General features: G+C 70.8%; 7 protein-coding genes. 6 read left to right on the top strand and 1 reads right to left on the bottom strand.

What is annotated here, in order from left to right:
• The first annotated feature begins 3 nt into the window (after positions 1–3).
• Genes ACAD63_RS24505 through ACAD63_RS24485 form a run of 5 tightly spaced genes read left to right on the top strand, consistent with a single transcriptional unit; the run spans position 4 to position 9,037 of the window.
• Entirely contained in the window at positions 4–2,139 is a 2,136-nt protein-coding gene (locus ACAD63_RS24505) for an ATP-binding protein (RefSeq protein WP_135703033.1), read from the top strand.
• 11 nt (positions 2,140–2,150) lie between these two features.
• On the top strand, positions 2,151–4,157 hold the full coding sequence (locus ACAD63_RS24500) for an eCIS core domain-containing protein (RefSeq protein ID WP_434034475.1): 2,007 nt from the start codon (positions 2,151–2,153) through the stop codon (positions 4,155–4,157).
• Positions 4,045–5,754 carry a hypothetical protein gene (locus ACAD63_RS24495; RefSeq protein WP_434034474.1) on the top strand — a complete coding sequence of 570 codons (1,710 nt, stop codon included), beginning with the start codon at positions 4,045–4,047 and terminating at the stop codon, positions 5,752–5,754. Before ACAD63_RS24500 ends, ACAD63_RS24495 begins: the two co-directional genes overlap by 113 nt.
• Entirely contained in the window at positions 5,751–8,576 is a 2,826-nt protein-coding gene (locus tag ACAD63_RS24490; protein ID WP_434034473.1) for an eCIS core domain-containing protein, read from the top strand. The genes ACAD63_RS24495 and ACAD63_RS24490 overlap by 4 nt, the downstream gene beginning before the upstream one ends.
• Positions 8,573–9,037, top strand: coding sequence for a hypothetical protein (locus tag ACAD63_RS24485; RefSeq protein WP_133095701.1), 465 nt, complete (start codon positions 8,573–8,575; stop codon positions 9,035–9,037). The genes ACAD63_RS24490 and ACAD63_RS24485 overlap by 4 nt, the downstream gene beginning before the upstream one ends.
• A gap of 47 nt (positions 9,038–9,084) precedes the next feature.
• Here ACAD63_RS24485 and ACAD63_RS24480 read toward each other — a convergent pair whose 3' ends face one another.
• Complete coding sequence (locus ACAD63_RS24480) at positions 9,085–10,128, bottom strand: sigma-54 interaction domain-containing protein (protein ID WP_434034472.1); 1,044 nt, start codon at positions 10,126–10,128, stop codon at positions 9,085–9,087.
• A 305-nt stretch (positions 10,129–10,433) separates the two neighbouring features.
• Between ACAD63_RS24480 and ACAD63_RS24475 the strand changes: the two genes are divergently transcribed.
• Positions 10,434–12,920 carry a GcvT family protein gene (locus ACAD63_RS24475; RefSeq protein ID WP_434034471.1) on the top strand — a complete coding sequence of 829 codons (2,487 nt, stop codon included), beginning with the start codon at positions 10,434–10,436 and terminating at the stop codon, positions 12,918–12,920.
• Positions 12,921–13,133: the final 213 nt, after the last annotated feature.

The raw sequence follows: 13,133 nt of genomic DNA, 5'->3' as shown, positions 1-13,133 counted from the left end.
CGCATGCGCCGCGATCTCGACCCGCTCATCGCCGGTGGCCGGCAAGCACCGATGCCGGCGCCATGGCCGCAGGCGCATCCCTTCGGCAACGAACGGCTGTGGCTGGACTGCCTGGTCGAGCGCGAGATCCTGCGCCTGCGCGCACGCTACGAACTGTCGCTCGACGAACTGCGCGGCCTCTACATCTCCGACCGCCAGGTCGATGCGCTGCTGCGCCAGCAGGCCGGGCAGCTCGGCCAACCCGATGCCGATCCCGCCGGCGCGCTGACGCGCCAGGCCGCGCAGTGGCGCGAGCATTTCAACGCGGGCTCGCCGCTGGCGCTGCTGGGCGAGCGGCTGGCGCTGGCGCCGGACGATCTGGAGTTGCTGTTCGTGGTGCTCGCGCCTGAACTCGACCTGCGCTACGAAACGCTCTACGCCTACCTGAACAACGACATCGCGCGCAAGGTCGCCACCGTCGACATGGTGTGCCGGCTGCTCGGCGCCGACGTGGTCCCGCATGACGCCGCCGCGCTGCGCGGCCGCGTCCGCGCGCTGGCCGCGGCCGGCATCCTGGTGCTGGCCGACAGTGACGAACAACGCAGCACGCTCGGGCAAAGCCTGGCGCTGGCGCCGCCGGTCGCGCAATTCCTGCTCGGCATCCCGCCCGCCGCGCAGGAGACGGCAGACGCGGACGAACCCTGGCTGGAAGCCGTAGCCGACGCCGTCGGCGCGCCAACCGCCTGCAGCGAGTTGATCGCCTGCCGCAGCGACGACCCCGAACGCCAGGCCGGCTGGGCGCGCCGCCTGCTGGCCCGCCGCGGCCGCCACGCGCTGCACCTGGCGCCGCACGCCCTGCTGGCCGGCACATCGCCGCTGCTGGCCGCCCGGCTCGCGCACGCCGCGCTGGTGCTGCATGATGCCGCCGGCACCAGCCGCGACGCCGCCGCGGACGAACGCCTGGCCGCCGCGCTGCGGCGCACGCTCGACGGCGGCCTCGACGTGCTGTGGCTGGTGCCGCCGAACTGGCGCCCCCTGCCCGCGCTGTCGCGCCTGCCGCTGACCACCTTCACGCTGCCGGCCGCCACCGGCGCCGAGCGCGCACGGGAATGGGCCGATGCCATCCGCGACGCCCGGCTGGCCGATGCGGGACAGCCGGCCGCGAGCCTGGCCGACACGCTCGCCGCCCGCTTCTCGCTGTCCGGCACCCGCATCCGGCAGGCGGTGCGCGCCGCGCAGGCATTGTGGGCGGCCGACCCGGCCATCGCCAGCGGCCACGAGGCCCTCGACCGCGCCGCGCGCCAGCTCGCCGCGCAGGGGCTGGCACAGGTGGCCGAGCTGGCCACGCGCCCGCACCGCTGGCCGCAACTGGTGCTGCCCGCCACCACGCTGCAGCTGCTGCATGAAATCGGCGCCGCCATCGCCTGCCGCGAGCAGGTGTTCCGCGACTGGAACATGCAGGGCCGCACCGGCCGCAGCGCGGGACTGATGCTGCTGTTCGCCGGCGCCTCCGGCACCGGCAAGACCATGGCCGCCTCGGTGCTGGCCAACCACGCCGGGCTGGACCTGTTCCGCGTCGACCTGGCCAGCGTGGTGTCGAAGTACATCGGCGAGACCGAGAAAAACCTGGAGCGCATCTTCAGCGCGGCGCAGGATGCCGACGCGATCCTGCTGTTCGACGAGGCCGACGCCCTGCTCGGCAAGCGCGCCGAGGTCAGGGACGCGCACGACCGCTACGCCAATATCGAGGTGGCCTACCTGCTGCAGCGCATGGAAACGCACGACGGCGTGGTGATCCTGGCCAGCAACCTGCCCAAGAACCTCGACCCTGCCTTTGCGCGGCGCATGCACTACACGGTGGAGTTCGGCCGCCCCAACGCAGTGTTGCGCGAGCAGCTCTGGCGCGGCATGTTCCCGGCCGAGGTGCCGCTGGCGGGCGATATTGACTATGCCTTTATCGCCGAGCAGTTCGAGCTGACCGGCGGGGACATCCAGGCCATTGCGCTGGAAGCCGCGTTCCTGGCGGCCGGCGAAGGCAGTGCGGTGGGCATGGCGCAGCTGATGCGGGCGCTGTCGCGGCGGCAGACCAAGCATGGCGACGCGGGCACGGCAGCGCGTTTTCGCGCGCACCAGGACGCCGCCGAACACAGGCGTGCCTGACGGTGGTAGCCATGAAGACACGCAACAGCCGCAAGGCCGCGCCGCATCCCGACGCCAGCCGGACCAGGCAGCCGGACGGTAGCGCAGGTGCGGGCAAGGGTGCAGGCCATCACGGCCCGGCCTCGCTGGCGGTGCTCGGCAACCAGGCAGTGCAACACTTGCTGGCCCCGCCGCCAGTCAGCGCCACCGTCAGCGCGACCGCCATCCCCGCAGCCAGCGCGGCCCGGCCGGATGACGGGCTCGAGGCCGCCGCGGCACAGGCATCAACGGTATCCGGCCAGTCGCTGCCTGCAGCGATGCGCAATGCCGCCGAGGGAACGCTGGGACTGTCGCTCGGCCATGTCCGCCTGCATCACGGCAGCGCCGCCGCCGAACTGACGGCGGGCAGCCGCGCGGATGCGCTGACCTGGCGCAATCACGTCTTTGTCCGGCCCGAACAGTGGGCACCGGATACCCGGGCCGGCCGCGCCCTGCTCGGGCACGAGCTGGTGCATGTCGCGCAAAACCAGGCGTTCGGCCCTGGGCGCCTGCGCAGCCTGAGCCGCCACGACGATGCCGCCGAACGCGAGGCGCATGCGCTGGGCCCGCGCGTCCTGGACGGTGCGCGCGGCGCGGCGCGCCCGGCCAGCGGTCAGGTCGCCGCCATCGGCCGGCAGGAGACCAGCACGCCGGACACGCCGTCCAGCATGCCGCCGCCAGCATTCTGCTCATCCGACGACGCAAGCGGGGGGACGGTCGCCACGTCCTCGTCCTCGTCCTCGTCCTCGTCATCGTCATCGTCATCGACCTCGCCGGCATCCTCCGCGGTCCCGTCGGCGCCTGCCGCGTTCGATCCGGCCAATGCCGATGTGCGCACGCTGACCAATGCCGACCTGATCGCTCGCGATCTGGAGGCGTCCACGTTCCTCGCGCAAGCCACCGCCACCAGCCCGCGAACCGCCGGCTGGCAACGGCTGCAGCGCGCGATCGCGGCGGAGCGGACACGGCGCATCGCGCGCGGCTTTGTGTTCCTGGCTGAACGGACCGACACCACGCCTGCGGCGCTCTACCAGATGCGCGGCAGCGCGGCGCCCGGCATCATCGAGATTGTCACTACCAACGCCGCGGCGGCGATGGGCGCTGCGGATGTCACGCTGGGCGGCGCAATCATGACGCAGCGGCAAGTGCGCGCCTACGTGGCGACCCTGGGCTACCGCACCATCAGCGGTCCGCAGGCTGACGGGATGATCGCCAACCGCGCCGACCTGATCCAGCGCGCGATCGCCGCCGAGCGGCAACGTGGCCTGTCGCTGCCGACGCAGGGCGGGATCGGCCGTACGCCGTTTCTCGACTACCGCCTGGCAGGGGGGTTTCATCCCTATGGCCCGGGCACGGCCCCGGGACAGCTGCCGCTGGGCCTGGCCGACGCCAATTTCCGCGGGCGCATCGGCGAGATCGGCATGGGCAGCGACTGGCGCACCGGCTGGGGCACCGGCCTGCAGGACCTGAACCGCGTATCCTGGGTCGATGTGACCGGCCGCACGCAGACCGGCAACTTCCCCGTGGTGGATTTCGGTCCGGGCGAGGGACGGGTACCGCGCATCCTGGATATCCAGCCGATCTCCGTGACCACCAGCGGTGCCGCGGACTATGACACGCGGCAGCAGCAATACACCATGAAGATCGAGGCGCTGCTGGACGTGGCAGGCCGGCGCGCGACCTCGCCCGCCAGCACGGACCTGGTGCTGCGCCACCTTCAGCAGGCGAGCGGCGATGCCACGCTGGCGCCCGGCACGGCCGCGTACCAGCAGGCGCAGGCGCGCTTCCTGTCTGACACCATGTTTGCCGTGCCCGACGCCGACCTGGCCAGCCTGCGCAGCGCCATTGCCAACCCCAACGCCGCGCCGCCCGGGGGGGGCCAACCGGATGATCGCGCGCCCCGGCGGCTTGCGCGCGCTGTACACCGACGCGCTGCGCGCTGCGCCGGTCCGGCTCACGCTGCGCGATGGCAGCACGGTGATGTGCAGCAGCCTGGCTGAACTGGCGGCACGCGCGCCGGCGGCATCCAGCTTTAGCGTGGCGGGATCAAGCCTGTCCTACCCGCCGAACCAGCGTATCTCCACCGCCGAGTTCAACCGGGCCATGGCCGAGCTGGGCCGCACCGCCGCCAGCCGCATCGTGCCGATCGGCAGCGCGCCGGCCATGGCTGCCGCCGCGGACGCGGCACGCCCGCCCCCCGTCGGCCCCACCATTGCCACGCCGACTCGCATCCTGGAGATCGACAGCCACGATCTTGGCTACATCGGCGAGCGCATCGGCCAGGGCCTGGCGGACGCGCGCACGGCCGGCGCGCCAGGCAGCGGCGGCGCCCGCTGGACCACCGCGGCGCAAGCCGACCCGGTGCTTTCGGCCGTGCGTGCCATGACCGGCAATCCGTCCCTGCAGCGCGGCACGCCGGAATTCGACGCGGCGCGCCAGCAGGTCCTCGGCAACGCCCTGCTGGCGATCAATGCCGACGATGTGCGCGCCTTCCAGGCGACGCTGCACAGCGACGCGGCCTGGGACGGCCGGCTGCGCACCAGCTTCGGCGCCGCCATGGCGGACAGTCCCGTCACCGTCACGACCGCTTCCGGCCCGCGCACGTTCCACTCCCCCGCGGAACTGGACGCGGCGCGCGCGTCCATGACGCCGGAGCAGTACAACCAGGCGCGCGCGCAGGCGCAGGGCCTGGTCGCCGGCCGCGTCACCGGCAGCGGCGTGACCACCGCCCAGCTCAACCGGCTGGAGGGATTCCGCGACGTCGCAACCGTGGCGCTGGGCGACCAGGCCGGCACGGTGCTGCAGCCGGATGTGCTGTCCCACGTCCGGCTCGGCTCTGCCCGGGCTACCGCCGAGAGCTTTGGCCGGGGCGGCCTCGGCGGCATGATCGTCGGTGTGGTGACCACCGCCGGCACGATCTACGTCGACACCCAGGAACACCCTGACTGGGCGCAGGAACTGGCGCTGGCCGGCGGCCGCGATTTTGCGCTGTCGGGCACCCAGTCGGCACTGGAGAGCCGGCTGACGTACTACATGGCACAGCGCGCCATCGCCACTGGCGCACCGCTGAGCGGGCTGGCCCGCTTTGGCGCGCGCGCCGGGCCTACTGCGCTGTTCTCGGGCGGCATCGAGATCTACAACATCAGCCAGGAACAGCGCCCGCATAGCGGGCTCGAGGTCACCACGCGGGTCGGCCGCGCGGTGGGCATCGCCATCGTCTCGATGGAAATCGGGGCGGCGGCAGGCTCTGTCGTGCCGGGCGCCGGCACCGCGGCCGGTGCGGTGGTGGGCTTCATCGTCGGCGCGATTGCGGGCGGCGTCTCCGCCTACATCCTCGACCAGGTGGTGCCGGGCAGCGCGGAATCCTGGAATGCCGACGCCGCGGCCGCCGAGGCGCGCCGCGCACGGGAAGCCGAAGCGCTGCGGCAAGCCATGGCGCCGCGCGTGGTCGCCACCATCGGCGAAACCACCACGCTCGAGCCGATGATGTCATCGTCGGAGATCTCCACGGAAGAGCAGCAGGCCATCGCCCGCTGGGTCACGCTGCTGACCATGGCGCGGCGCGAGCCTCCGCCCGCGGCCGGGAGCGGGCCATGAGCCCGACCTCACGCAAGCCGCCCGCGCCGGTCCGTGACGCCGACTGCCCCGATGCGCCTGCCAGGGGAAGCGGCCGCGCGCACGGGGGGCGCGAGCCGCAACGGCAAGCGGGGAATCTGGCGATGCAGGCGCTTTGCGCGCGCGGTGCGATCCGTGCCAAGCCGGTGCTTGGCGTCGCGTCCGACACCGCCGAGCTGCAGGCCGACCAGATGGCCGAAGCCGCCGTCAGCGGCGCGCAGCCTGTCCCCGCAGGCTGTACCTGCACATCGGGCGAGCCCCCCTGTTCCGCGTGCCAGGCCAGCGCCGGCGCCACCTTGCGGCGCAAGCCGCGCGGCCGGGACTGGCTGGCCGAGACCCCGGACCTCGCGCCGGGTCCCGGGCGTGCGCTGGATGACGGCACGCGCCGCTTCTTCGAGAGCCGCTACCAGGCAGACTTGTCGGCAGTGCGCGTTCATGACACTGCGCAGGCGGCCGCCAGCGCTGCACGGCTGGATGCGCACGCGTTCGCCATCGGCTCGAGCATCGTCTTTGGTGCCGGCGAGTACCAGCCACACACCAGCGCAGGCAAACGGCTGATCGGGCACGAACTGGCCCATGTACTGCAGGACGACGCGCAAGCCGGGCCCACGCTGCGGCGCGATCCCCTGTCTTCATCCACATCGTCCGCATCCACCGGTTCCGCGTCCTCCCTGCTAAGCCTGGCCCCCGCCGACGACGCGTCCCAGGTCTGCAGGGCCGAGGAGCCGGCCGAGCCGCAGATGTGCATGGCGGCGCCGGATCCTGCCAACCCGACCGTCCTAGACCTCACCGGCTCGCTGGACGAGCGTGTCGCGTCGTTCAAGGAGCTCGTAAAGACCACGGCAATCCACCGGCTGCTGTCGAACAAACGCAATCTCGGCATGTGGGCAGTCCTGGTCGAGGACATGATCCCCAGCGAGGACATCGCCGCGCTGGGCATGACGCAATCCGGCGCGTCGCGGCCCTACTTCGAGCTTCAGGACATGCGCGACCCGCAGATGCGGGAGCTGCGCGCGCGGCAGGCCTTTGGCCAGTTCCGCGCCTGCACCGGTTGCCATCTGGAAACCCAGATTTCCGCGTCGCGCACCGAACGCGAGGCACTGAGCCCCTATGGCTGGGCCACGCCCAACGAAATGCGCGCCGGTATCCGCCCGCCTTCGCGCTTCGAAACACTGGCCCGCTTCAGCAGCCCGCCGGACCTGGCCGGGCCCTATGGGCTTGCGCCGGCGGCGCATCCGGCCATGGAACTCGCGCGGCCGGGCCTGTACCGGCCGCCGGCCGGCACTGCCGAAGCCGAGCTGCACCAGCTGTTCCCCGATCCCGAGGCAACCCGGCAGGCGCTGGCACGGGTCGGGCCGATCATCGGCGCGCTTGGACCATCGGGCTACAAGGTGCTGCCCGAAGGGATGCTCAACACGTTGCGCACCGGCACCGCGCAGGATATCCGCGGGCAGATCCTGTCGGCGATCACCACGCGCAAGGGCAACTACGACGAACTGATGGCCAAGATCCGGGCCAACGAAGTTGGCTATGAGCACTTCGGCCCGGTCATCAGAAGCCTGTTGCCTCTCGCCGACGAGACGGTCCGTACCGCCATCCAGGACGAGATGGACAGCAACGCGTTCTGGGACAAGGTTGAATCCGTGGTGGTCGCGGCGCTGTCGGCGCTGGCATTGCTGCTGACCATCTTCCCGCCCACCTCCGCCGCGGGCATTGCGTTCTTTGCCGCGCTGGAGATCTCGCTTGGCTACTACAGCGTGCAAAAGGGCCAGGAAGCCATGCGCATTGGTTCCGCCTACCGGCTGGGTATCGGCGCACACGATGTCTTCACGCCTGAGCAACAGCAGGCTGGCGACGCGATGGTGCTCAACGGCTTCGTCAGCGTGGCCACCGGTTACCTGGGCATGTTCAGCGGTGCCCTGCGCGCCGGCACCGCCATGCCGCGCGCGGCGCCGCTGACACAGGGTGGACTGGCGCTGTCGGGCCGTGGCGCCACCGCCGCACGCACCCTCGAACACGGCGAGTATGTCATCACCATCGGCGAGGACGGCGCCATGTTCGTGACCGTTGCCTCGCGTCCGGACCTGGTGATCATGGTGCGGGGAGAAACCGCAACCTTGTACCAACTGCTCGAAGGCGGCGGCATGCGGGTGGCCGCCAGTGCCACCGTGCCATCGCGCGGCGCCGGCAGTGCGCCGTTGATGCTGGAGGCCGGCAGCGGCACCGGGGCGGCAAGCACGGCGCTGGTCCCGGTGGGCCCGCAAGCGCTGGTGCCGTTCTCGCCCACGGCGCCGGGGTCGACGCTGGCGCCGCTGTCGACGGGCAGCCAGCCGGCGCGTGTGCTGATCACGCCGCCGCCGCGCGAGCCGCTGATGCTCGGGCCGGGCAATGCCACCACGTACACCTGGGACGAAATCAGCCGCATGCGCCAGCCCATGCTGTGGCAAGAGCGCGAGACATACCTGCAGCAAGTGTACGGCGCGCCGGGACAACAGCACTTCCCGGTGCCGAATACCGGCGGGCGCTACGTGGACGTACCCGTGCCGCAGGCCGGCGGCGGCGTGCTGGCGGGCGAGGCAAAATCGTACACGCGCTGGATCGGCGTGCCCGGACAGCGCGGCGGGATTCCGAACCAGGTCGAACTCACCGACCGCATCCGCGAACAGATCCAGCGCGATGTCTGGCTGCGCAACAACGTCCCGGGCTATGATCCACGCTGGATGTTCACCGACGCCCCACCCTCTGCAGCGTTGCGGCAGGCGCTGCGGGACGAGGGCATCGTCTTTATCGAGTACAGCTTTTGACCGAGCCCGCCCAACCCCTCCCTTCGCTGGCCGCCCGCCGCGCCTGGCTGGACACGCTCAAGGCGCGCCAGCGCGACATGCTGGACGAACTCGCGCAGGTCGCCGGCATCGTGCCCCACAGCGCCCTGTCGGACGACCCGCAGGGCCAGTTCGCGCGGCTCGCGGCCTTTGTCGATCGCACCGACCTGCAGGCGGCGACGGACGACGCGCGCACCTGGCTGCTGAACCGGCTCGGCCTTTACCTGGCGCACTACGTGATGGCCCGCCACGGCGGCCAGCTCACGGTGCAGGACAATCCGCAGCAGCGCTTCTATCTTGCCTTTGTGGTCACCGGCATGGACGCGCCGGTGCCGGCCGGGGCCAGGCTTGACCCGTTCGCGCTCGCATACGACGCGATCCACGCACTGCCGCGCATCCCGCTCGGCACGCTGCTTGCCACCGCCGAACACGAGCTGGCCTGAATCGGCCCCCTGAATCGGCCCGTATCGCAAGCGCGCCTGCAAGCCGGCTAGGAGAACTCGGCCCGATCGATGCCGTGCTTCTTCAGCAACCTTCCGAAGACCCGTCGCTCCTTGCCCGCCTCACGCGCCGCCGCTGACACGTTGCCGTGGCTGCGCGCCAGCGCCGAGCGCAGGTAGGCCGCCTCGAATGCCGCCAGGGCCTGGTCGCGCGCCTCCTTGAATGGCTGAATGCCGGGCGCAGCCTCGCTGGCCAGGTCGACCGTGCAGGGCGTCGCCGGGCAGCCTTCGGCATGCACCACGCGCCCGTCGCACGACAGCAGGCAGCGCTGCACGAAGTTCTCCAGCTCACGCACGTTGCCCCGCCACGGCTGTGCCAGCATCCACGCCAGCGAGGCCTGGTCGAACCGGCAGCCGGGCCAGCCATAGCGGGCACAGAAGCGCGACGCAAACAGCTCGACCAGCGGCGGGATGTCTTCGGGACGCTCCCTCAGGCTGGGCATGCGCACGTTGGCCACGTTGAGCCGATAGAGCAGGTCTTCGCGGAACCAGCCATCCTGGGCGCCCTGCTTCAGCTCGCGGTTGGTGGCGGCGACGATGCGCACGTCGGCCTTGCGGCTGTGCGGGGCACCCAGCGGCCGGTAGCGGAAGTCCTGCAGGAAGCGCAGCAGCGACGCCTGGCTGCGCAGGGACAGCGCATGGATTTCGTCGAAGAAGAGCGTGCCCCCTTCTGCCTGCGCGACCAGGCCGGCGGCATCGCGGCGCGCATCGGTATAGGCGCCGCGCACGTGGCCGAAGAGTTCGCCTTCGAACAGCGTTTCGGGCAACGCGCCGCAATCCACGGGGACGAAGGGCCGGTCGCGGCGCCCGCCGCGATAGTGCAGGCTGCGCGCCACCAGCTCCTTGCCGGTGCCGGTCTCGCCCAGGATCAGCACGGGCACGTCGACGCGGGCCAGCCGGGCCACCACCGCCATCGCCTCCCGGAACACCTGGCTGGATCCCAGCAACCCGCCGGGGTCCTCGCCGTCCGGCATGACGCCGTCCTCCCCTGCCTGCGCGATGCCGGCAGGCGCGAATTCTTGCTTCGGAGACATCTTTCCCTCCCCCGGCGCCCGGCAGCGCAGCGACAAGCATCGCGCGTCACGGGCCCAAATGCCTCACCCGGCGCCTTTGTGCAGGGCAGCAGCAAGCGGCGGGATGGCTACACACTAGCCCATGGCGGCCGAAACGCAATTAAGTTTGCCGCAGATCAGCTTTCACACGGCATTTGCAGCTTGTATTCAAGGATTTAGGCGTTTCGCAGGGCGACGCGAAAGCGCATTTTTGTTGCATTTTGTGTTGTTTATTGGCATTTTGTGGAATAACATCAAGCCTCGATCCGCGCCCCTCGAGTCCCGCCATGCCTATCCCCCTCCCCGCCCAAACCCGCGTCGTCATCATCGGCGGCGGCATCATCGGCTGCAGCGTCGCCTACCACCTGACGAAGCTGGGCTGGAAGGATGTGGTGCTGCTCGAGCAGGGCCAGCTGTCGTGCGGCACCACCTGGCACGCCGCCGGGCTGGTCGGCCAGCTGCGCTCGCAGGAAAGCATGACGAAGCTGATCCGCTACTCCACGCAGCTCTACAGCGAACTGGAAGCGGAAACCGGCCTCGGCACCGGCTGGAAACAATGCGGCTCCCTGTCCGTGGCGCGCACCGCCGAGCGCATGACGCAGCTGCGCCGCACCGCGGCGGTGGCGCGCGCCTATGGCGTGGCGTGCGAGGTCATCTCCCCTTCGCAGGCCGGCGAGCTGTGGCCGGCGATGCGTACCGACGACCTGCGCGGCGCGGTCTGGCTGCCCGGCGACGGCAAGGCCAATCCCACCGACCTGACGCAGGCGCTGGCGCGCGGCGCGCGCAGCCGCGCCGCCATCATCGCGCAGGACACGAAGATCACCGCGATCCATAGCGCCGACGGCCGCGCCACCGGCGTCAGCTGGCGCAACAAGAACGGGGACGAGGGGCGGCTGCAGGCCGAGATCGTGGTCAACTGCGCCGGCCAGTGGGCGCGGCAGGTAGGCCTGATGTGCGGCGTGACCGTGCCGCTGCATTCGGCCGAGCACTACTACATCGTCACCGAGCGCATCGCCGGCGTGCACCCCGACCTGCCGGTGATGCGCGACCCGGACGGCTTCATCTACTTCAAGGAGGAAGTCGGCGGGCTGGTGATGGGCGGCTTCGAGCCTGACGCCAAGCCTTGGGGCATGCAGGGCATTCCCGAGCCGTTCGAGTTCCAGCTGCTGCCCGACGACTGGGACCAGTTCCAGGTCCTGATGGAAAACGCGCTGGTGCGCGTGCCCGCGCTCGAAACGGCGCAGGTCAAGCAGTTCTACAACGGCCCGGAATCCTTCACGCCGGACAACAACTTCATCCTCGGCGAGGCGCCGGAGCTGCGCAATTTCTACGTCGGCGCGGGCTTCAACTCGATGGGCATCGCCTCCGCCGGCGGCGCCGGCATGGCGCTGGCGGAATGGATCGTGGCGGGCGAACCCACCATGGACCTGTGGCCCGTCGATATCCGCCGCTTCGCCGGCTTCAACGGCAACCAGAACTGGCTGCACGACCGCGTCAAGGAAACGCTCGGCCTGCACTACGCGATGCCGTGGCCGAACCGTGAGCTGGAGACCGCGCGCCCGTTCCGCCGCTCGCCGCTGTACGCGCACCTGCGCGATGCCGGCGCGAGTTTCGGCAGCAAGATGGGCTGGGAGCGGCCCAGCTTCTTCGCGCCGCCGGGCGCATCGCCGCGGATCGAATATGCCTTCGGCCGGCAGAACTGGCTGCCGTGGAGCGGTGCCGAGCACCGTGCCTGCCGCGAAGGCGTGGCGCTGTTCGACATGAGCTCGTTCTCCAAGTACCTGGTCAAGGGTGCCGATGCCGAAGCGGTGCTGCAGTACGTGATGAGCAACGAGGTGGCGGTGCCGCCGGGGCAGGCCGTCTATACCGCGATGCTCAACCAACGCGGCACCTATGAGTCCGACCTGACCGTGACGCGGCTGGCACACGACCAGTACCTGGTGGTGACCGGGTCGGCGCAGGCCACGCGCGACTTCAGCTATATCGAGCGGCTGATCCCCTCCGAGAAGCGCTGCGTGATCGTCGACATCACCGGCCAGTACGCGGTGCTGGCGGTGATGGGGCCACGCTCGCGCGAGCTGCTGCAGCAGGTGTCGCGCGCGGACTTCTCCAACGAAGGCTTTCCCTTCGGCAGTTCGCGCGAGATCGATCTCGGCTATGCCTCCGTGCGCGCGACCCGCCTGACCTACGTGGGCGAGCTGGGCTGGGAACTGTACGTGCCGGTGGAATTCGCCGTGGGCGTCTACGAGACCCTGCACGAAGCCGGGCGCACCCTCGGGCTCATCAATGCCGGCTACTACGCGATTGAATCGCTGCGGCTGGAAAAGGGCTACCGCGCCTGGGGCCGCGAGCTGTCGCCGTCGGTCAACCCGTTCGAGGCGGGACTGTCGTTCGCCTGCAAGCTGGCCAGCGGCATCGACTTCCGCGGCCGGCAAGCCCTGCTGCAACTGCGGCAGGCGGGCGCGCCCACGCGGCGCATGGTGGTCGTGACGATGGATGGCGCGAGCGACGCCATGCTGTGGGGCGCAGAGGCCGTGCTGCGCACCGGCCCCGACGGCAGCGTGCGCGCAGTGGGATCGCTCAGTTCTGCCGCATTCGGCCACACGCTGGGCTGCCCGGTCGGCATGGCCTTGCTGGCGCGCGAGGATGGGCCGGCCGATGCGGCGTGGCTTGAAGCCGGCACGTACCACGTCGACCTGGCCGGCGAACTGCTGCCCGCACGCGTACACCTGCGCGCGCCCTACGATCCGGCATCCGCGCGCCCGAAGGCTTGAACAGGGCCGGGGGAACAAGGGCGACCTGCTGCGACGAGAATAGGTGTTCCAATCTGGAACAACCGCTGTCACGCGCTGGCACACCGCCGCCGGCGCGTGACACATTCCTGGCTCATTTCCGCGGATATTCCTCCCAATTCCCCCGCGTTTCCGTCTTATCGCGCCCCGGCACACCTCTTGCGATCTGCTCCCGTGCGCACGGTCCCACGCCGT

Source organism: Cupriavidus sp. a3, from assembly GCF_051015765.1.
GTDB classification, from domain to species: Bacteria; Pseudomonadota; Gammaproteobacteria; order Burkholderiales; family Burkholderiaceae; genus Cupriavidus; species Cupriavidus oxalaticus_A.
Note: the sequence above shows the minus strand (reverse complement) of the source record. Positions and strands in the feature narration are given on the sequence as shown.

Bases quoted from the DNA above. Each gene is read 5' to 3' on its own strand.
- ACAD63_RS24490 (WP_434034473.1), top strand. From the start codon at position 5,751: ATGAGCCCGACCTCACGCAAGCCGCCCGCGCCGGTCCGTGACGCCGAC.
- ACAD63_RS24475 (WP_434034471.1), top strand. From the start codon at position 10,434: ATGCCTATCCCCCTCCCCGCCCAAACCCGCGTCGTCATCATCGGCGGC.
- ACAD63_RS24500 (WP_434034475.1), top strand. From the start codon at position 2,151: ATGAAGACACGCAACAGCCGCAAGGCCGCGCCGCATCCCGACGCCAGC.
- ACAD63_RS24495 (WP_434034474.1), top strand. From the start codon at position 4,045: ATGATCGCGCGCCCCGGCGGCTTGCGCGCGCTGTACACCGACGCGCTG.
- ACAD63_RS24505 (WP_135703033.1), top strand. From the start codon at position 4: ATGCGCCGCGATCTCGACCCGCTCATCGCCGGTGGCCGGCAAGCACCG.
- ACAD63_RS24480 (WP_434034472.1), bottom strand. From the start codon at position 10,128: ATGTCTCCGAAGCAAGAATTCGCGCCTGCCGGCATCGCGCAGGCAGGG.